The sequence below is a fragment of the Halomonas salsilacus genome, assembly GCF_051216275.1.
Taxonomy (GTDB): domain Bacteria; phylum Pseudomonadota; class Gammaproteobacteria; order Pseudomonadales; family Halomonadaceae; genus Halomonas.
In genome coordinates, this window is record NZ_JBPKAQ010000002.1 from 1 (window position 1) to 19,044 (window position 19,044).

Sequence of the window (19,044 nt, forward strand, 5' to 3'; positions counted from 1 at the left end):
CTTGCTGCTCGAAGCGACACAGGGTGGACTGGCTGGCCAGCACGCCGTCGGTATCGACGGCGGTCTGCAGGGCGATGTCGTGACGCAGCGCATGATGGTCGTTGAGGCCCTCGTAGCCCAGCGCCAGGCCGAACACGCGCTGTCGGACCAGGGTTTCCGTGCGGTGCTAGCAGCGCTGAGGGTCGCGTTCATCGCTCAGCCGGCGAGCGATAGCGCGGGTCAGGCCCATCTCGCGATCGAGCTGACGCAGCAGCAGGATGCCGCCGTCGGAAGTGACATCGCCGCCATCGAAGCGGGCGGTGATCTGACGGCCTTTGCAGCGTGGAAAGGAAGCGGAAGGAATGGTACATTTTGTCATGGCGGCTGAGGCGGTTGGTTCTGGTGTAGTAGCTTGAATCATAACCGATTTTCAGCCGATTTTTTCATGCCCGGTGCAATATCCGGGCTAAAAGTCCTCCGGTGGGCGGTCTTGAAGAACCTGGATAACGGCAACCTGACGGCCAGCCAGATCACCGCGCTTCATGAACTGGTGGCAGTCCAAGGGGCCACCGGCGACGCCTGGGTGATCAAGGAAAAGCTGCGCTGGATCCAGAAGGCTCCGACGCCGCGTGCCGCCCGGTGGCGCATCACGAACTACCTCAAGGTCATGCAGGCGACGGTCTCGGAGAAGCCTCTCCTGAAGCCGATGGGGAAGGCCCTGACGACGCTGGAGCGGCACGCCGAGCAGGTGGTAAGACGCTGGATCTCCGGCCTGACCAACGCACGCCTGGAGGGCATGTAAGGTCTGTTTAACGCGCCCCAATCACGCGCACGCGGCTACCGAAACGAGGCCAATTTCATCGCGATGATCTACCTGATTGGCAGCCCCGTGGGTCGGGTTCAGGATCAGGCCAAATCCACATGAAACGTCGAATAACCAAAAAAGCGCCGACGTTGGCGTTATTTCTTTGCACGCCCCTGCTGACTGACTAAACTTTTAACAGTAGGTCGTCAATTAGCCGGCTTGCTGAAGGAGATTGTCATTCCAGAGAATTATGCTCTCTTTTCGAGAAGAGCAGGGGTCGCTTTTCGGCTTCGATATGAAATCTCTAAGAATGGAAAACGCAATAATGAATAACGGCCACTGTCACGCATCAAGACGGTGACCTGCGTCGGGAAGGGAGGTTTGGAGAACGGTAGTAACTGCATCAAAAGAGACGTGGTCGACATTCAGTTAGATGGACACAGAGGATAACGTCATGGCCATGGCAAACAGCAACATGGATTACAATAACTGTGTTGCAAACTGTAAGAGTCTGTTCCCGAATAGCGAGGCCGCATTGGTCGCTTGCATCAATGGATGCGCCAAAGTGAATGCCCCGTCACAATACGGCGTTTCCGCCGTGGCCGATCAGCTCCAGGCGGAGATCCAGAAGCTAGGCAAGCGCGAATTCGTAAGGCATGTCAGGGTTGCCGCCAAGCGGGCTTTCGCCAGCCTGCCGGATGAAAGCGAAGTCGAGAAGCTCGACGCCGTGTCCCGGCAGTACATCGAGGGGGTTTCGTCCCTCATCGAGACCGGCTTGAAATGGTCCGACTCGGATGATGCGGCAATTGCTCGGTTTGCGCAGGATTTGGCCTGGGCCAAGCTGAGCACGGATATCGCTGTGTCCGCCATGGCACGCAAGGCGGGCGATGGCGGCGGAGGCACGGGGCCAACCTGTGTCACGCAGTGTGCCCAAGAATACGACAAGTGCGTCAGCGAGAACGGGTGCGATACCTCGGGGTGGATCTGTCTGTGCTGTTCCCCATGTAGCCTTCAATATATGGGCTGTGTCGCGAGGTGCGTCACGGTAGGTGGCGGGATAGGTGGTATCGTCATCGCCTGAGGCAATGTCCACTCTCGTGTCCGAACTCACATAGCGGCGGGTGAAGCTGGGATCGTGGCGCTAGGTGGCCTGGATCATGCGCGGCTCGTCGGGGTGGAGGCGATGGCGTCAGGGTACACCAGCACCGCCGGGGATGGGGGGCGGCGAAGCACAGCGGCTAGCTGCATCATGTTGCCTGGAAAACGACCAATTCAGTGCTGCAGTCACTGCAGGACGCCGTGTAGGTGCCACCGCGCTTACTGATCCTGACGTTTCTACTCCCACATGCCTGGCACGCTGTCTTCATCGAGGTGTTTGTCCCGCAGGCACGGCATTGCACATAGTAGCCAAATTTTCCATACCTACCCTCAAGGGCCGTTGATCCGTTGCAGTTTTTGCAGCACAGCCTCGTCTCGTTCACGTCGTCTGCCGGCTGCTCGCTGGTGGTAGGCTGCTGTTTCGGCTGCTCCACCTCCCTTGCCCAGGTAGGGTCAGCTGCCGGTGTCGCCGTTGCAACCGGTGCAATATCGGCCCTTGATACCTGCCGATTCTCCGCATCATGGTCCAGAAGGAAGCGCCCCATGGCGTTCATTTCACCCATCGAGAATTTGGGCTTCGTGCTGAGAATGGAGAGCGCGCCGGTGGAGCCGACGATCTTTCGCACGTGCTCGGCGATGAACTCTGATTTCACCACCACCTTGCCGATTGGCTTCGGCATATCCTCCCGATTCAGAATAGCGCTGCTGGACACGGCGCAAAGCACGTCCCAAGTCCGCCCGCGGACCCCGCCTTGAATTCCCAGCATCTTGCCGATGAAGCGCTCGGCGTTGTCGCGAAGCAGGTTCTTGAGCAGCGACTGCTGCAGTTCTGCCTGGCGAATCGGAGATGGCATCCCGGACCACTCACCGCGGTAGCTGCGGGACCACTCGCCCTGCGCATTGACGCGAACTTCACCATGAATGCTTTTCGATTCGATCACGATGAAGCCGTAGGGGTGAATCACCAGATGGTCGATCTGCGCATTCTCTTCGCCATGGCAGACCAGCAGGTCATTGATGATTAAAAACTGTTCATCATTCGCGTACTCTCGCCGCAGATAAAACGCAACATCTTGCTCCTGCTTATGCCCATAGTAGCCTCGCCTGTCATTCCCGGTGAAGGCGTCCTTCTCCTTGAGAATCATGCTTCCCTCGCGTTGTGCTCGGCAGTGCGCGCCCTTCGGCCCTTGCCATGTCTGAATTTTCGGCAACATTAGCACGCCATGTTTAAGGTTGCTCTACCCACTGGTCATCACGGCGTCGCCACCGCCGGCGAAGCCGGGGGCGGGATGAGAAGCGACGGCAGATAGGACGGCTCCGCGGCGAGGGTGGCGCGAAGCGCGACCCGAACACCAACGCAGCGCCGTGGCCGAGGCGTGGCCGGCTGGCCGTGGGTTGGGCGAGCCGCCACGCCCGAGGCCGCAAGCGTTGTGCACGGGCCAACGTCGGCAAGAACGTCATGCGAAGCGACGTGCCGCCTGGGGCGCACGGGGCCGGGGGTTGGGCGCGGTGTGACCCGGAGCGGCGCGAGCGGCGAAGTCTGGCGCCGACACGAGGTAGCATGGCGTCAGCCGTGCGGGCCTGGGGTTGGCCCCGGCGCGCAGCGCGGGGGGGATGGTGTCCACGACTGCTGGGTAAGATCACAGCGACCTGGGTCGCCCACCACCGTCGGATGCTGCGCACCTTGCATTCTGGTTCATATTTGGCTCAACTGGTTCCACTTCGCCCCTTCGGGAGAGAGAAGATGGGTCACCCTATCCGCGTCGCTTCGCCTTCTGAAATGAACGAAATCGCTGAGATCATGGACAAGGGTTTCGAAACGGATCCTACCGTCAATTGGGTGTTGACCGAACGGGATTTTATGACATCTCACTGTAAGTTCGTCGAGGTGTGCGCCAGGCCCGCGTTCAACGTTGGCGGAGTTCACGTCATCACCGATTTTTCCGGTGCCTCAATCTGGTATCCCCCCGGCGTCGGGCTCGATGAGGCCGAACTGGCGCGGGTCTTTGAGAATTTAGAACGACAGGATCGGATAGCATCCTTTTTTTCCCTTCTTGATGCATGTGCGGAGTTCAGGCCCGAAAAGCCCTATTGGGAACTTGAGTTACTTGCAGTTGATCCGGGACAGCAGAGACAGGGGCTCGGAGCAAAGTTGCTGGAGTATGGCTTGCAGAACTGTGATGGCGAACACGCCTTGGTCTACCTCGAGTCCAGCAATCCCGCCAATCTGTTGTTCTACCACCGCCATGGTTTCGAGCTTTTGGCGGAAGTTCAGTTGCCAGGAACGCCGAAACGTTTCCCGATGCTGCGTGCGGGCGGGTAGTCCACTTTGTGCGCATATCCGAAATTCGAGACCACGAAGTGAAGTGGACCCCTTCCTTCGGACCACCTGACAGGTCATCTAAGCTCTAATCAGTAGATCATAGGCGTCAGGCCGCCTGGGTCAGTGGTTGTTGGAAGTACATCTCATCGGGTGTCGCATCGTCCAACCCTTGATGGGGTCGCTCCTGGTTGTACCAGATAAAGTAGTCCCTCAGCTCTCGCTCCAGGTGGGCGCCATCCTTGAAGGCTTTCAGGTACACGCATTCGTGCTTCACGCTGCGCCAGAGCCGCTCCACGAAGATGTTGTCCCGGTAGCAGCCCTTGCCGTCCATGCTGATCTGAACCCCGTGAGCCTCCAGGACGCCGGTGAAAGCCTGGCTGGTGAACTGACACCCCTGATCCGAATTGAAGATCTCGGGTGGTCCATGGCGTGCCAGCGCCTCTTCCAAGGCATCGATACAGAAGTCCGTGTCCAGCGTGTTAGAGACCCGCCAGGACAGCACGCGGCGGCTGCCCCCAGTGTCAGGATGAGTGTCGTACCCTCTCTCTGATACCCTGTTCTTATAAACCGATCAGGGGGCGAAAGGAGACACTTATGCCTCGTTACTCCGAGGAGCGCCGACAAGCCGTGGTGGCCAAGCTGCTGCTTCTCCACAACCTGTCCCCGCAGGTGATTGCGGAGCAGGAAGGGATCACGCTGGGCACCGTCTACAAGTGGCGCAAGGAGGCCCAGGCCGAAGGGCGTTGCCTGCCTGATGCGCTGGAGATTCCACGCGCCGCGATCGTCGGCGCATCCGCCTGGGCGGCGGCAGAGGCATCCGTCGGTAGCGGAGTACGCAGGTAGCCAAATCGCGACATGGCGATGAGCTGCAGGCCCTCCCCTGCCAGCGGCTCGAGGGCATCCAGGCCCTGATCGAAGCCTCCGCCGGCGCCATGCACCACCAGCACCGGAATGCCCTCGCCGGCGACGGCATACTCGATCAGCCCGCAGGGGGTCTCGACCACCTGACTGCCGACGGTGATGCGTTCCCGAGCATGGCGGATATCACGTTGATAGAGGGCCGTGACGACCACCAGCGAGGCGACCAGCAGCAGACTGATCAGGATCGCCGCCGCGCGTCCGACGCCCAGCCCTCCCATCGGCTTCCTCCTGTCGACGCCTTCGGCCGGTTCATCGGCCATCGCCCTGCGTTGTCACTCTTCCGAGTGTAGGTGCCGTCTCGGAGACGGACACATAACCACCTGGAGGCAGGATTCGCTAGAGTGAAAGGGACGACGTTCCCATCGGGACGTGTGGTCTACGCGAGCACTGCCACCATGGCCATTCGGCACTTCCATGCCTTTGTTGCGCTCACCTTCGCCAACTCCTGGGGGCTTCCCGGCCTTGGCCTGCTCCTCTCTCGCCTGGTGCCGGGCTTTCCCTTCAGCCTCTACATGTACTCCCCGCTCTACTACGCGGGTGTCTGGGGGCAGCCCTGGCCGCGCTCCTGGTGCTGGGGTACGCCCAAGGACGCAGCGGCCTGGCTGCTTTTCTCAGACGACTTCTCGACTGGCGGTTCCCATTGCGCTGGTGGCTGTTCGCGCTGCTCGGGGTACCGCTGCTCTATTTTCTGGCCGCCGTGGGGCATTGGCTGACGGCCCCCCCGGTGCCATGACCGGCTGGAACCTGTCCGTGGCATATTTCCTTGGCTCCACTCTGGCCCGGGCCAGCGCCGGCCCGATGGAAGAGCTGGGATGGCGAGGCTTCGCCGTTCCCCTCTTGCAGCGCAGGCTACACCCCTGGACCGTGATTCTGGTCGTAACGGGGTTGCATAGTCTATGGCATGCCCCGTGTTCCTGATCGGCCAGTTCGCTCATTTCGGTAGCGAGCTCCCCTTTATCCTGGCGCTTCTCCGCTTCACCCTCCAGATCTTGGCCGTCACCGTAATCTTATCGATTGCCTATAACGCGACGTCTGGAAATTTCACCCTCGCGATGTTCATCCACCTGATGCTGAATCTCGCCTACCCGTGGAAGGGGGACTTGGACCTGTTCACCGGCCAGACCTTGATGCTGGGCCTCGCGGCGATGCTGATGGTCGCCCTGGTCGGCAAGCGCTGGTTGAACCCGACCCGGACAGCCACGGCCATCACCCCGGGGGTGCCGGAAGGCGGAGAGGGCCTGGCGGACCCCGGACGCGGCGCCTTGTCATGAGGGGCAACGCCAGACATGAACTTACGCTCGAGACTGATTCGACCAACCCGATAGCGCGAATCTAGCGGCGCCGCGGTTTCAGCCTTGTTGTAAGCTCAACATGAATGACCCGCCCTGGGAGTGACGCGATGGATTGCCGACGCCTACTGCTTCTCTTGTTGCTGTTGGGATTCACCCTCCTAGCCTGGGCGGAAAGCGAGAACCTGCCGTCTGGCCCCATACCGGTGGCGACGGCTGACGCCTCACGCGAGGATTCAACAGCGACCCCTTCATCCCTGACGACCCTGCTGGACGGTGCCTTGGGCAGCCTGCGGCAGGAACATGACCTGGCGGGGATCACGGTGGCGGTAGTGCGCGATGACGCCCTGCAGGTCCTGAGGGGCTATGGCCAGGCGGATCTGGCGACTGCCCGGCCGGTCGAGCCCGCCACGTCCCTGTTCCGGATCGGCTCCGTGTCCAAGACCTTCATCTGGACCGCCGTGATGCTGCTCGTCGAACGCGGGGAGCTGGATCTGGATACCGATGTCAACGCCTACCTGCACGAGGTTGAGGTCAATGAAGCCTTCGGAGAGCCGGTCACCCTGCGCCAATTGATGGCGCACCGTGCCGGCTTCGAGGACTCGCTGCAGCTGTTCACCGTGGCCGATGACGATCCGCGACCTCTGGCGGAGCTGCTGATCGCCCATCAGCCCAGGCGGATCTATCCGCCCGGCGTTCGGACCGCCTACTCGAACTGGGGAGCCGGGCTTGCCGCCCAAATCGTCGAGGATGCCGCCGGCCAGGCTTATAGGGAGTTCCTCCAGCAGGCACTGCTTACCCCCCTGGGCATGCAGCACACCACCTGGCAGGCACCGAGAAGCATGGAGGCGGCAAGCCGGGAGCGGCTCGCCACCGGCTATCGCCCCCGCCACGGCGGGCTCGGCCTGCAGGACTACCTGCAGCTCGGCGCCTACTGGCCGGTGGGAGGCATGGCCTCCACCGCCACGGACATGGCGCGCTGGATGCGCTTTCATCTCAATGGCGGCGAGCTCGACGGCATCCGGCTGCTGGCCCCGGATACCCATGCGCGGATGTGGCAGCGCGCCTACGACGACCGCCCCGACGCCGCCGATGTGGCACACGGCTGGCAGGACATGCCCTATCGCGGCCTGCGCACCCTGGGCCATGGTGGCGGCACCGCGGCCTTTCTGACCAACCTGGTGCTGGTTCCGGAGCTGGACCTGGGCGTGTTCGTGTCGCAGAACAGCGCCCACACCATGGTGCCAATCACCCAGCTGCCGACACTGCTGATCGACAGGTTGACGGGCATCGACCCTGTGCCGCTGTTCATCGACGACATCGACCCGGATGCGCTGGCCGAGCTGGCCGGCAGCTACCGGAACAACCGCCGCGTGTTCTCCACCTTTGCCGCCATGCTGGCTGCATTTAACGTCACCCGGCTGACGCCCGTATCGCACGAAAGCTTCGAACTCAGCCACCCCATGGAGGGCAGCGACTACTATCGCCGCCTCGACGGAGCCGCGGATGTCTTCGAGAACGCCAGTGGCGGGCGCGTCGCCATGGTGCGTGACGCCGATGGCGATGTGGTCGCGCTGGCCGACGCCATGGGGGTGCATACGCTGGAGCGGCTCGGCATCTGGGAGCATCCCAACACCTTGATGACGCTGGTGGGCCTTGCCAGCCTGCTCACGTTGACCACGCTACTCGGGGCCTGGCGGCGAATCGGTCGCGGCGGTGTCGGCACGCTGCCGGGGCGGGTTGCCGGCACCATCGGCATCACCGCTTGTGTCGCGCAGGGCCTGTTCATCGCCGCCGTGGTCGTGCTGGCCATGGGGTTGGCGGACTTCGACCTGAGCCGTCTGGTCGACCACTATCCGGCCACCGGGATGTTCCTGCTCCACTATGCCGGCTGGCTGGTAGGGGGTATTGCCCTGCTCATTCTGCTGGCGCTGTGGCCCGCCTGGATCGGCTCCGGCTGGAGCCTGTGGCGGCGGCTGCATTTCAGCCTGTTTGCGCTGGCCCTGCTGCTGGTTAGCCTGCAGCTGTGGCAGTGGCGGATCATTGGCGCTGACGTGATTTAACGGCCTCTTTTTCCTTCTTCATTCCTTCAACACCGAGGCCATCCAGCGGTCACGCAACGTGGCGGCACTGCCACCCCATGCCGGTCCCTACCCGGGCTGCTCACCGCTTCAGTGGTCGAACTCGTACTGCACATCCTCGATACGCCCCTTCCAGACCAACTGCAGGGTTCCACCGTCGTGCCAGCCCACTTCACCATAACGGGGGACGCGCATGCCCCCTCGGACCTGATAGTCCCGAAAGCGACCTTCCCAGGGGACTCTACGGTAGTCACCATCGAATCGTCCGAAGCGCCCGGGGCTGTAGATACCGATCACCTCGCCGGCGTCGTTGAAGCGAAATTCCAACGACACCGTCGCTCCCCTGTCGGTCAAGGTGGCCATCGCCGTGTGATCATCGATGGGGCGCCACATGACGCCGGCCCGAGGCAGCAGCGCGGTGGGGCACCAGACGGCCTCGGCCAGATAACGGTGCAAGGCGCCCGAATTCAGTGCCGGGTTACCGGCATCCGAGGCAACGGGCAAGGCAGACAGCAGGCTGACACGCCCCGCCCCCACGCCGTCGATGTAGCCATCCATCACACGCATGTGTGTCGCCAAGGGCATATCGACCCGGGCATTCCAGAGAAAGCCGACAGCAGGCGGCACAACGAGGTGACGTGCCGTGAATGGCAACCATCGCGCTGCTGTCGTACTGGTGCGCAGCACTCCCGCCTGTCGAATTCTCGCCGTCCTGATCTGCTTTCGCTGATTCATCAACACGTGCCTGAAGTAGCGAGCAACGGGGTCAGGAAGCTTGGAGAAGGAGGCACCATCGAACGCCCCAGTGTCCAGTCGGGATGCGCTCCGAATGAGTGCAGCTTCCATGCGCCTTGCCTGTGCCATGTCGCGTGCCCGACCGGCGCAGACCGCCCTGGCAGCCACCACAAAGATGACGCCGCTACCGATCAACAGCCACTGCACCACTGGTCAGCTTCCTCGCCACAATAAGACGATTCCCACCAGCCCCGCCACGATCAACGAGAGGTCCTGAGGCACACCCAGAAAGAAGGCGGCCTGAGCCCCAATGAAGCTCCAGAGTATGGGTACAAGGTGCGGGCTTCGTGGGTAGGGGGGCACAAGCAATGCCAGCATCCCTATCGTGAACAAGGTTGTCGGACAAGGCAGGCCGAAGGTCGGCAGGTACGGGTAAGCATGGCCCGCCGCCCAAGACCATGCCGGATAGATCACCAGCGAGAAGACAACCAGCAGAGCGCCAATCCATGACCGAATGCCCCCGCGCCATGCGAACCGGAGCCTTTGGTGAATGACTCCCTCCCACGCAAAAATTGCGGCACCGGCAAGCGAGATGACCGCGAATAGATAGGCCAGCGGGTTGATCGGCGAAAAGTACGCGTAATGATAGGCCACCGCGACCCATGCCCATAGCAATGCCAGCACCCCTGACACACCAGCCCCGCTCCAGCGGTGCGGTTTGATCACGAGTGCGATCGCGATAATCGCCAAGCCAATCAGCAATAGTTGCGCCGGCCAGACCGACTCATTGTAATCTCGAAACACGGCATAGAACGCTTCAACGGTAAACGGCAGCTGCATAATTCCACCTTGACTCACAACGCCACAGTGAATGGCCAGCACCGTTCCCAGGATGGCATTCAAGCCAACATAACCATCATCCGGCCTTATGAATGCGATTCATTTGTTCTCACGACCTCACCTTGACCAGCTCTTCCCACCGCGTCGTATATCTCGGTGTCCTCCGCTCACACCTTAACGCCCAGGCATTGCCATGTCTCGGTAAACCCAGTCTGACGGCATCGCGAACCAGCTCCCGGTTCAGCTTATCCACGGTGGCCATCAGCTGCAGGCCGCGCTGGCGGTCGGCCTCGCTCTGCGGGGTCTCGTCCTGGGAGAGCTGGCGATAGGCACCGGTCTACACGCCCGAAACGATGGGGCACAGCGTCAACAGATTGCGCGCAGCAAGAAGCTTCGGTCCATTGAAACGTCAGCAGCGATCGGCATTGACACGCCATGGGCAGGCTGGTTACCTTTCATGAAGCGCCGATTTGAACCATCAGCTTGCGGGCGCTCTACAAATGCAGCTAAAGCGACGCCTAAAGGCCCGCTTAGCTATGCAAGCGGGTTTTTTTGTTGTCCGGCCTTCGGGCCACCGCCGATTTAAGCACCAACTTGCGGGCGGGATAGAAATGCAGCTAAAGCGGCGTGCGACTCCACTCCCCTGGGTCAGCGCTTGCCGAATCACGCTTACCAAGGCACCACAGGGGTAATGGAGACCGATCATGACCCACCAAACCTACATCCGCAGCCACAACGCGGCTGCCGACGCCGCGTCACTTCCCAGTAGCCTGGCCGCCCTGCTCGCCCGGGACGACATCGTACGCCCGGAGCTGCGAAATGCCGCCATCCTCGGAGCGCAGCACGCATCACGAGGCAAGCGACATGTCGCCCGGGACCACCTCACGCTGGCGAGTAGGTCATGACCATGAACCTGCCACAGGAACTACTGTTCAGAACCCAGCACCTGGCAGATCTCGATGTTCTCCGCGGCATCGGCTACACGACGGCGGACGAGGCGGCCTTGGCGCATTTGCGCGCCATCCGGGCGAGTCCCTATCTCGGTCTGGAGAAGGCGTATCGAGATGCCCGCTACGGCGAGCGCGGCTTCCTCGAGGCGCTGTGCAGATGCGCGGGACTCGACCAGGCGGAATCCCTGACCGCCATCGAGGGTGTGGCCGAGCGACTCGCCGAGGACGGCGCCGCCTTTCGCCACTGGCTGTTCGCCGATACCGACTATGTGCGCGGCCCCGGCACGCCGATCTTCGCCATGGCCTTCACCGAACACTTCCGGCGCCTCAAGTTTCCCATCGGTTTCTGGCGGCTGCCCTGGGAGGAGCGACTGGCGATCGCCTGCCAGAAAACCCGCGACCACATGCAGGAGAGCGGCGGCAAGCTGGTCACCTGGGGCGTGATCAAGCGCTATCACTACTGCTTTGCTGAAAAGTGCAGCATCGTTATCTCGACGACGGGCGAGGTGATCGGCGAGCAGGAGGACTTCGACCCGCCCTGTGCCACCTTGAGGCTGGCTGATGATGACCGGAATCTCGGCGATCTCTTCGATAGGGAAGACTGAGTTTGCGTGGCCTTGCCTGCTGACTGGCAAGGCCCCCCACCGGGCCGAGCGAAGCCCTTTCCAACATCGACGACCTGCCTCAGGCTCGAGCAGTCATCAGTTCTTCCCATGGTGTCGTATACCTGGGCGACCGTCGCTCGCAGCGTAGCGCCCAGGCGTTACCCTTGCGCGGCAGTCCGAGACTCATGGTGATCTTCCCCTGCCCGCGGGTCAGCTTGTCCACGGTGGCCATCAGCCGCTGGCTGCGCTGGCGGTGGGCCTCGCTCTGCGGCGTCTCGTCCAGCGACAGCTGGCGGCAGGCATCGGCGCTGAGGTGCAGCAGCATCTGCTAGTAGTAGTTGCGCAGCTCCAGGCCCGAGCGGCCGGTGAGATCCGGCCAGCGGGCGCTGTTCTGGGTCATGAGGTGTCCTGATTGAGAATGTCGATGTAGGCCCGGTAGGCGTAGATCCGGTTGCGCTTCTGCCCGGTAAGCTCGTGGACGATGCCGAGCGTCTCCTCGAGGGGGGACAGCACACGGCCGACGGTGGCCGGTGTCAGTCCCGTGCGCTCGCTGAGGTGGGCGACATTGGCGATGGGCTGCTGGAAGAGGGCATCGAGCAGCAGCCCCGCCGAGCCAGCCTGGCGACCCAGCTCGCCGAGACGTGCCTTGTCCTGCTCGCGCAGCTGGTTGAGCCGCCGTGCCGTCGCTACCGCCTGGTTGGCGGTAGCGGTCACGGCATCCACGAAGAACAGCAGCCAGGCTTCCCAGTCACCGGTCACTCTCACCTGCTGAAGCCGCTCGTAGTAGGTCTGGCGGTGCTTCTTGAAGAACACCGACAGGTACAGCAGGGGCTCGTGAAGGATGCCCGCCTCGACCAGGATCAGGGGAATGAGCAGGCGTCCCAGGCGCCCGTTACCATCCAGGAACGGGTGAATGGTCTCGAACTGCACATGGGTCAGCGCGGCCTTGATCAACGGATCGGTGGCCTCGGGGAGGTCATTGATGAAGCGTTCCAGGGCCGACCAGCCGTCGGCGATGGATTGAGGCGGAGGGGGCACGAAGACCGCCTCATCGGGGCGGTGCCCCCCCAGCCACACCTGGCTGCTGCGAAACTCGCCCGGTCCGTAGTTGATACCACGCCCCGAGGTCATCAGCGCGGTATGCACCTCCATTACCAGCCGGTGGCTGATGGGAAAACCTTCGCGGATGCGTTGCATGCCCAGCGTCAGCGCGTTGACGTAACAGGAGACCTCCTGCACGTCATCCATGGGCACCCCGGGCATGCCCTCCATCTCGTAGAGCATCAGGTCACTGAGCGAGGATTGGGTGCCCTCGATCTGCGACGACATGACCGCTTCCTTGCGCACATAGCTGTAGAGGAAGAGCGAAGCGTCTGGCAGCAGGGTACTGATGGCATCCAGGCGTCCCAGCGCCAGCATCGCCTGGTTGATGCGGCCCTGCAGCTTGCCATCCAGCGCCAGGGGCGGCCGGGGCGGCAGCGGGTCGGGGATGAATGCCTGACAGCGCACGCCGCCGGCGATGCTGTCGACATAGTGGCCTGTGAGTCCACGATCCATGGGGCTCTACCTCACCGCTCGAAAGCGGGTCCGAGTAAAATAGCGTCACGCCTTATTTTAAGTCATGCCCGAAATTAAAATAAGGCTCGGCGTTATTTTAACTTCACCCCATCAGCAAGAAGCCCGGCACATGGCCGGGCTTCTCTCGGGACGGGGCGGACATTCAGCCGCGCCGGTCGTAGCCGTTATCGAGGAAGGGATAGTCGGTATAGCCCTTCTCGGCGCCGCCGTAGAAGGTGCTGTGGTCCGGCTCGGTGAGTGCCGCGCCAATGCGAAAGCGCTCGGGCAGGTCGGGGTTGGCGATGAACGGGCGGCCGAAGGCCACGGCATCGGCGGTGCCCTCCGCCAGGCGCTGCCGGGCGCGCTCCGCATCATAGCCGCCGCAGTAGATCAGGCCGCCGCTGAAGCAACGGCGCATCTCCTCCCGGAAACCTTCCGGGTAGGTGATGTCGGCACCCGCGAAGCCGGGCTCGTTGAAGTGGAGGTAGGCCAGGCCGCGCCGGTCGAGCTCGCCAGCCAGGTAGAAGGCCATTGCCTCGGGCTCGTCATCGGTCAGGCCAAAGAGTTCCAGAAAGGGCGTCAGGCGGATGCCGACCCGCTCGGCGCCGAACACCTCGACCACGGCATCGACCACCTCCAGCGGGAAGCGCGCGCGGTTCTCCAGCGAGCCGCCGTACTGGTCGGTGCGCTGGTTGGTGCCGGTGGCCAGGAACTGGTTGAGCAGGTAGGCGTTGGCCGCGTGCACCTCCACCATGTCGAAGCCCGCCCGCCTGGCGCGCTCGGCGGCCTGGCGGTAGTCCTCGACGATGCCGGGGATCTCGTCGGTCTGAAGCGCCCGCGGCGTGCTGGTGGGGTGCGGCCCCGCGGTGCCGTCCTCGAACTCGACGAAACACTCGGCGCCCTCGCCCTTGAGGGCGCTGGGCGCCACGGGCTGTTCGCCGTTGGGCTGCACCATCTCATGGGAGACGCGCCCCACGTGCCACAGCTGCAGCGCGATGCGCCCGCCCTTGGCGTGAACGGCCTCGACGACCTCCTTCCAGCCCGCTTCCTGGGCGTCGGTCCAGATGCCCGGGGTATAGGCGTAGCCGAGGGCCGTGGGCGAGATATTGGTGGCCTCGCTGATGATCAACCCGGCACTGGCACGCTGGCCGTAGTACGCCTGCTGAAGCTTGCCGGGTACGCTGTCCGGTGTGCGCGAGCGGGTCAGCGGCGCCATGATCACGCGGTTGGGCAGATTCAGGCTGCCAAGCTGTAACGGGGTCAAGAGCCCCGGGGTGAAGAGAGATGAGTCAGGCATCGAGACGCCTCCTGCTGAAGAAATGGATGTACGCGTTTGAAAATCAACGATCTACATTGTAAGCCTGTTAACGATACGTGTCAGGAAAAGTGGTGAATCGTCTGGATAGCCTGGGGCTATCCCTGTCTGAAGCGGGCCCGCGGGGCGCCCTGCCTTATCATCCTCCGCCTTCGGCAGGCCCTGCGGGCGTGATAGGCTTTTCTTCTCTGGTACCCCCACCGTCACCAAGGAATGCGCCATGACCGCCGCCGAGATGCTCGACCGCCTGGTGGGCTTCCCCACCGTCTCCCGGGAGTCCAATCTGGACCTGATCGCCTTCGTGGAGGGCCTGCTCGATAAGCACGGGGTCGCGCACTGGCGGGTGGAGAGCGACGACGGGCGCAAGGCCAACCTGCTGGCGCGCATCGGGCCGGATGAGGCCGGCGGCGTGGTGCTCTCGGGCCACACCGACGTGGTGCCGGTGGATGGCCAGCCCTGGTCCACCGACCCCTTTTCCCTGGTCGACAAGGGCGACGGGCGTCTCTACGGCCGGGGTACCTGCGACATGAAGGGCTTCATCGCCTGCGCCCTGGCCGAGGTGCCGCGCTGGGTGGATCTCGAGCTGAAGAAGCCCATCTGGCTCGCGCTCTCCTACGACGAGGAGATCGGCTGCATCGGCGCGCCGCGCATGATCGAACGGCTCATGGCTGAGCATCCGCTGCCCGCCGCGGTGATCGTCGGCGAACCGACCCTGATGCATCCGGTGGTGGCCCACAAGGGCGCCACCAACCTGCGCACCACCGTCACCGGTCGCGCCAGTCACTCCAGCCAGGTCAACCAGGGGGTCTCGGCGATCCACGTGGCAGCCCGGCTGGTTTCCTATATCGAGGAGGTGATGGCCGAGCTCAAGGCGGAGGGGCGCGTGGACGAAGCCTTCAACGTGGTGCACTCGAGCCTGCACGTGGGCAAGATCAGCGGCGGCACGGCGATCAACATCATGGCTCGGGAGTGCACCTTCGAGTGGGAGATCCGTCACCTGCCGTCGGATCGCTTCTCGGACCTGCTGGGCCGGGTCAACGACCGGGCGGCCAAGCTCGAGGCCGAGATGCGCAAGCGCGCGCCGGAGGCGTCCATCGTCACCGAGGCGCTCAACGAGACAGTGCCGGCCCTGGCCGACGACAACAACGCCGAGGTGCTCACCCTGTGCAATGCCCTGCTTGGCGAGCGCCCCGCCGGCGCGGTGGCCTACGCCACCGAGGCGGGCCAGTTCCAGCGCAAGGGGCTGCCGACGGTGATCTGCGGGCCGGGCAGCATCGGCCAGGCCCACCAGCCCGACGAATACATCGAGGGTGAGCAGCTCAAGGCCGCGGTGCGTTTCATGGTGGCGCTGGGCGAACGACTGTGCCACGACTAGACCCCGTCAAGGAGAGATCCATGCCCCGACTGCTGATCGTCAAGACCGGTGATGCCTTCCCCGAGGTGGTGGAGGCCCACGGCGACTTCGAGACGCTGTTCCAGCAGGCCCTGGCCCGCGCCGGCTTCTCGGCAACGGTGTTCGATGCCCGCCATGAGCCGCTGCCCGCCCTCGAGGAGATCGACGGCCTTTACATCACCGGCTCCCACGCCATGGTGAGGGACGCCGAGCCGTGGAGCGTGCAGTTCCATCCTGAGTTCACGGTCGAGGTGATGCGCGCCTACCTGACCCGCCAGGTGGCGGCGCTGCGCGACCAGGCCCAGGACCCGGAGGCGCTGATCGCGGGCGTCACCGCCACGCCGGAGGCGAGTTCTCTGCTGGCGCGCTTCGCCGAGGCGGTGGCCAGAAGCGACAAGACCGCCTGAGCGGCGAGTCTCGACACTCTCTTCATAAACAGCAGCGCCCCGCACCGTTTCCGGTGCGGGGCGCTGGGCGTTCAGGCCGGCGGCGAGGGCCGCCGAACTGTCAGGCGCTAACCATCAGGCGAGTGACGGACGACGAATCGGCGCGTCACCCTCCTCGCGACGACGGCGCGGGGCACGCTCGGGAGCACCGCCGTCTTCGCTGATCTCCAGGGCACGGCCGGCGACGCGAGCGCGGGCCATCTTGGCCAGGATGCTGGCCGGCAGGGAGCTGGGCAGTTCCACCACGGAGAAGGAGGTGCGGATATCGATGCGGCCGATACGGGCCCCTTCGATGCCGCCCTCGTTGGCCAGCGCCCCAACCAGCTGGCCGGGCTTGACGCCGTCCTTGTGACCCACGGCCACGCGGTAGCGGGTCATGCCTTCGCTGGGGCCGCGACTCTCGCGACGCGCCGGCTTGCCATCGCGGGAGTCGCGGTCGTTGCGGGTCTCCTTGCGTGGCGCCTGCATGCGGCCGATGGGGGACTCGTCGGCACGGGCCAGACGGGCGAAGGAACAGGCCAGCTCGATGGGGTCGTAACCCTCTTCGACCAGACGGCCGACCAGGGCACGCTGCTCCTCGGCACCGGCGGTCAGCGCGGCGATCACCTTCTGATGGAAGACCTCGTCGCGGTGAGCGCGGATGGCGGCCTCGTCAGGCACCTCCATCTCGCTGAGCTTCTGGCCGGTGGCCTGCTCGATCCAGCCCACCTTGCGGCCTTCACGGAAGCCGACGAAGGTGATCGAGATGCCGGTACGCCCGGCCCGGCCGGTGCGGCCGATGCGGTGGGTGTAGGCCTCGGCATCCTGGGGCAGGTCGTAGTTGAAGACGTGGGTGATGCGCGGCACGTCGAGGCCGCGGGCGGCCACGTCGGTGGCGATCAGCACGTCGACCTTGCCGCGCTTGAGGCGCTGAATGGTGCGCTCGCGCAGGCTCTGGTCCAGGTCACCGGAGAGGCTGGCCACGTTGACGCCGCGGGCGGAGAGCTGCTCCATCAGGGTGGTGCAGGCGGCCCGGGTGCGAACGAAGACGATGGCGCCGTCTACCGGCTCCACCTCGAGGATGCGCGACAGCGCCTCCAGCTTGGCACCGCCATCGACGCGCACCAGGCGCTGCTCGATGTTCTCGCCGGTGGTGGTGCCCGTCTCGATGGCCACCTTCACCGGGTCAACCAGGTAGCGGTTGACGATGCGCTCGATCTCGGTCGGCAGGGTCGCGGAGAAGAACACCCGCTGGGCGGTCTTGGGGGTATCGGCGACCACGCGCTTGACATCGTCGATGAAGCCCATGCGCAGCATCTCATCGGCTTCGTCGAGCACCAGGGAGGTGAGGCCGTCGAGCTTGAGGCTGCCGCGATCCAGGTGATCGATGACCCGGCCCGGAGTACCCACCACCACCTGGGCGCCGCGCTTCAGCGCGCCCAGCTGCTCGCGATACTCCTGGCCGCCACACAGGGTAGCGACTTCCAGGCCCTGGAGGTTCTGGCCATACTTGCTGAAGGAGACGGCCACCTGCTGAGCCAGCTCACGGGTCGGAGCCAGCACCAGCACCTGGGGCTCGCGGCGAGTCAGCTCGATGCGCGACAAGATCGGCAGAGCGAAGGCAGCTGTCTTGCCGGTGCCGGTCTGGGCCTGACCCAGCATGTCGCGACCTTCCAGCAGGGCCGGAATGGTCTGGATCTGGATCGGCGAGGGAATCTCGTAGCCCAGAGTCTTGACGGCAGAGAGAACGGCAGGCAACAGAGCGAGGTCGCCGAAGCTCGGCGAGGCGACAGAAGTCGAGGTCATCAATCACACCTTGGTAGGCCGGGATCACCGGCATAAATTCATTGGCGTCCCTGACGCGAACAATACGGTCAGGCGCGCTGAGCCCTCGAGGGGTCGCAGCACGGGACATCGGAGTCGGGGACGCCGGTCGCACCTAGCATCGGCTCCTTGCCATCGAGGATGGCGACCAGGAACCCTGTGGCGACCATTTGCGCCGATCTCGCCAGCGTGGCGGGATCTCGGTTGGCGCTCCATCTACACAATTCGAACGCTTGTGGCAGTCAGCGATGACGCTGGGCCTGGCGTTGCGGCGCCTATCCTGTGTTCGGTCGATGACCGGCAGCGATGGCGTCGTACATGATGGTGGGGTCAGCACATGCGAGGAAGGCGCATGCTACCATCGTCGCCCTCCCCTGGCCAGCCCTTTCGCCGGGGCCGCTCTTCTTTCCACTCCGTTACCGTCAAGGATACGCTCCATGCCGACGCTGTGGGTCGACGCCGATGCCTGCCCCAAGGTGGCACGCGATATCATCGTGCGCGCCGCCGAACGCACCTCGACCTCCGCCTGGTTCGTGGCCAACCACGCGGTACCGCTGCCCCGCTCACCGTGGGTGAACGCAATCGCGGTGAGCCAGGGCTTCGACGCCGCCGATGACGAGATCGTCGAGCGCATCGCGGCCGGCGACCTGCTGATCACCTCGGACCTGCCGCTGGCCATGGCGGCCATCGAACGCGGGGCGAAGGTGATGACCACCCGCGGCGAGGCGCTCAACGAGAACAATATCCGCGCCCGGGTGCAGATGAGAGACTTCATGGAGACGATGCGCGCCAGTGGCGAACACACCGGCGGCCCCAAGGGCTACACCGATGCGGATCGCCGCGAATTCGCCAATGCACTGGACCGGTGGCTGGCGAAAAACGGCTGAGCCATGGCGCTCGGCGC

21 protein-coding genes and 3 pseudogenes are annotated in these 19,044 nt (G+C 63.9%); 13 read left to right on the forward strand and 11 right to left on the reverse strand.

Annotated elements, in window-relative coordinates:
* A pseudogene (locus tag ACR80S_RS03335) lies at window positions 1–358 on the reverse strand (transposase); the annotation flags it as partial.
* Between the two features lie 66 nt (window positions 359–424).
* On the opposite strand from ACR80S_RS03335, the gene ACR80S_RS03340 reads away from it, so the two are divergent.
* Both ACR80S_RS03340 and ACR80S_RS03345 read left to right on the forward strand, forming a co-directional pair.
* Window positions 425–781: a transposase gene (locus ACR80S_RS03340; RefSeq protein ID WP_435401768.1), complete on the forward strand. Its 357-nt coding sequence runs from the start codon at window positions 425–427 to the stop codon at window positions 779–781.
* A 457-nt stretch (window positions 782–1,238) separates the two neighbouring features.
* Entirely contained in the window at window positions 1,239–1,865 is a 627-nt protein-coding gene (locus tag ACR80S_RS03345; protein ID WP_435401758.1) for a hypothetical protein, read from the forward strand.
* A gap of 166 nt (window positions 1,866–2,031) precedes the next feature.
* Here ACR80S_RS03345 and ACR80S_RS03350 read toward each other — a convergent pair whose 3' ends face one another.
* Complete coding sequence (locus ACR80S_RS03350) at window positions 2,032–3,027, reverse strand: nuclease-related domain-containing protein (RefSeq protein WP_435401757.1); 996 nt, start codon at window positions 3,025–3,027, stop codon at window positions 2,032–2,034.
* A gap of 599 nt (window positions 3,028–3,626) precedes the next feature.
* Between ACR80S_RS03350 and ACR80S_RS03355 the strand changes: the two genes are divergently transcribed.
* On the forward strand, window positions 3,627–4,205 hold the full coding sequence (locus ACR80S_RS03355; RefSeq protein ID WP_435401756.1) for a GNAT family N-acetyltransferase: 579 nt from the start codon (window positions 3,627–3,629) through the stop codon (window positions 4,203–4,205).
* Window positions 4,206–4,311: 106 nt separating this feature from the next.
* Here ACR80S_RS03355 and ACR80S_RS03360 read toward each other — a convergent pair.
* Window positions 4,312–4,716, reverse strand: a pseudogene (locus ACR80S_RS03360) (transposase); the annotation flags it as partial.
* Between the two features lie 83 nt (window positions 4,717–4,799).
* Here ACR80S_RS03360 and ACR80S_RS03365 point away from each other — a divergent pair.
* A pseudogene (locus ACR80S_RS03365) lies at window positions 4,800–4,886 on the forward strand (hypothetical protein); the annotation flags it as partial.
* Window positions 4,887–4,912: 26 nt separating this feature from the next.
* On the opposite strand, the gene ACR80S_RS03370 reads toward ACR80S_RS03365, so the two are convergent.
* Window positions 4,913–5,344, reverse strand: a complete 432-nt coding sequence (locus ACR80S_RS03370) for a hypothetical protein (RefSeq protein WP_435401769.1) — start codon at window positions 5,342–5,344, stop codon at window positions 4,913–4,915.
* A 177-nt stretch (window positions 5,345–5,521) separates the two neighbouring features.
* Between ACR80S_RS03370 and ACR80S_RS03375 the strand changes: the two genes are divergently transcribed.
* The 4 genes from ACR80S_RS03375 to ACR80S_RS03390 all read left to right on the forward strand — a co-directional run bounded on the left by ACR80S_RS03375 (window position 5,522) and on the right by ACR80S_RS03390 (window position 8,478).
* Window positions 5,522–5,839: a hypothetical protein gene (locus ACR80S_RS03375; protein WP_435401755.1), complete on the forward strand. Its 318-nt coding sequence runs from the start codon at window positions 5,522–5,524 to the stop codon at window positions 5,837–5,839.
* 85 nt (window positions 5,840–5,924) lie between these two features.
* A complete protein-coding gene (locus tag ACR80S_RS03380) occupies window positions 5,925–6,044 on the forward strand; it encodes a CPBP family glutamic-type intramembrane protease (RefSeq protein ID WP_435402751.1) in 120 nt (39 codons plus the stop codon).
* Window positions 6,035–6,397: a hypothetical protein gene (locus ACR80S_RS03385; protein WP_435401753.1), complete on the forward strand. Its 363-nt coding sequence runs from the start codon at window positions 6,035–6,037 to the stop codon at window positions 6,395–6,397. The genes ACR80S_RS03380 and ACR80S_RS03385 overlap by 10 nt, the downstream gene beginning before the upstream one ends.
* Window positions 6,398–6,696: 299 nt before the next feature.
* A complete protein-coding gene (locus ACR80S_RS03390; protein WP_435401752.1) occupies window positions 6,697–8,478 on the forward strand; it encodes a serine hydrolase domain-containing protein in 1,782 nt (593 codons plus the stop codon).
* Between the two features lie 108 nt (window positions 8,479–8,586).
* Here the strand turns inward: ACR80S_RS03390 and ACR80S_RS03395 are convergent, their stop codons facing one another.
* The 3 genes from ACR80S_RS03395 to ACR80S_RS03405 all read right to left on the reverse strand — a co-directional run bounded on the left by ACR80S_RS03395 (window position 8,587) and on the right by ACR80S_RS03405 (window position 10,333).
* Window positions 8,587–9,360, reverse strand: a complete 774-nt coding sequence (locus ACR80S_RS03395; RefSeq protein WP_435402752.1) for a DUF6544 family protein — start codon at window positions 9,358–9,360, stop codon at window positions 8,587–8,589.
* Window positions 9,361–9,444: 84 nt separating this feature from the next.
* A complete protein-coding gene (locus tag ACR80S_RS03400) occupies window positions 9,445–10,134 on the reverse strand; it encodes a DUF6064 family protein (protein WP_435401751.1) in 690 nt (229 codons plus the stop codon).
* A 46-nt stretch (window positions 10,135–10,180) separates the two neighbouring features.
* On the reverse strand, window positions 10,181–10,333 hold the full coding sequence (locus ACR80S_RS03405) for a DUF4113 domain-containing protein (RefSeq protein ID WP_435402568.1): 153 nt from the start codon (window positions 10,331–10,333) through the stop codon (window positions 10,181–10,183).
* 442 nt (window positions 10,334–10,775) lie between these two features.
* On the opposite strand from ACR80S_RS03405, the gene ACR80S_RS03410 reads away from it, so the two are divergent.
* Entirely contained in the window at window positions 10,776–10,976 is a 201-nt protein-coding gene (locus ACR80S_RS03410) for a hypothetical protein (RefSeq protein WP_435402569.1), read from the forward strand.
* Window positions 10,973–11,626, forward strand: coding sequence for a hypothetical protein (locus ACR80S_RS03415; protein WP_435401748.1), 654 nt, complete (start codon window positions 10,973–10,975; stop codon window positions 11,624–11,626). Before ACR80S_RS03410 ends, ACR80S_RS03415 begins: the two co-directional genes overlap by 4 nt.
* A 79-nt stretch (window positions 11,627–11,705) precedes the next feature.
* Here ACR80S_RS03415 and ACR80S_RS03420 read toward each other — a convergent pair whose 3' ends face one another.
* From ACR80S_RS03420 to ACR80S_RS03430, 3 genes are all read right to left on the reverse strand, one after another.
* Window positions 11,706–11,951: a DUF4113 domain-containing protein gene (locus tag ACR80S_RS03420; protein WP_435401747.1), complete on the reverse strand. Its 246-nt coding sequence runs from the start codon at window positions 11,949–11,951 to the stop codon at window positions 11,706–11,708.
* Window positions 11,952–12,022: 71 nt separating this feature from the next.
* A complete protein-coding gene (locus tag ACR80S_RS03425) occupies window positions 12,023–13,183 on the reverse strand; it encodes a Fic family protein (protein ID WP_435401746.1) in 1,161 nt (386 codons plus the stop codon).
* 163 nt (window positions 13,184–13,346) lie between these two features.
* A complete protein-coding gene (locus tag ACR80S_RS03430; protein WP_435402570.1) occupies window positions 13,347–14,480 on the reverse strand; it encodes an alkene reductase in 1,134 nt (377 codons plus the stop codon).
* A 238-nt stretch (window positions 14,481–14,718) separates the two neighbouring features.
* Between ACR80S_RS03430 and argE the strand changes: the two genes are divergently transcribed.
* Together argE and ACR80S_RS03440 are read left to right on the forward strand one after the other, a co-directional pair.
* Window positions 14,719–15,873, forward strand: a complete 1,155-nt coding sequence (gene argE, locus ACR80S_RS03435) for an acetylornithine deacetylase (RefSeq protein ID WP_435402571.1) — start codon at window positions 14,719–14,721, stop codon at window positions 15,871–15,873.
* Window positions 15,874–15,893: 20 nt separating this feature from the next.
* Window positions 15,894–16,298 (forward strand): type 1 glutamine amidotransferase family protein, encoded by a 405-nt coding sequence (locus ACR80S_RS03440; protein WP_435402572.1) that lies wholly within the window; start codon window positions 15,894–15,896, stop codon window positions 16,296–16,298.
* A 114-nt stretch (window positions 16,299–16,412) separates the two neighbouring features.
* Here the strand turns inward: ACR80S_RS03440 and ACR80S_RS03445 are convergent, their stop codons facing one another.
* Complete coding sequence (locus tag ACR80S_RS03445; protein ID WP_435401742.1) at window positions 16,413–18,122, reverse strand: DEAD/DEAH box helicase; 1,710 nt, start codon at window positions 18,120–18,122, stop codon at window positions 16,413–16,415.
* Window positions 18,123–18,577: 455 nt separating this feature from the next.
* Between ACR80S_RS03445 and ACR80S_RS03450 the strand changes: the two genes are divergently transcribed.
* On the forward strand, window positions 18,578–19,027 hold the full coding sequence (locus ACR80S_RS03450; protein ID WP_435401741.1) for a YaiI/YqxD family protein: 450 nt from the start codon (window positions 18,578–18,580) through the stop codon (window positions 19,025–19,027).
* Window positions 19,028–19,044: the final 17 nt, after the last annotated feature.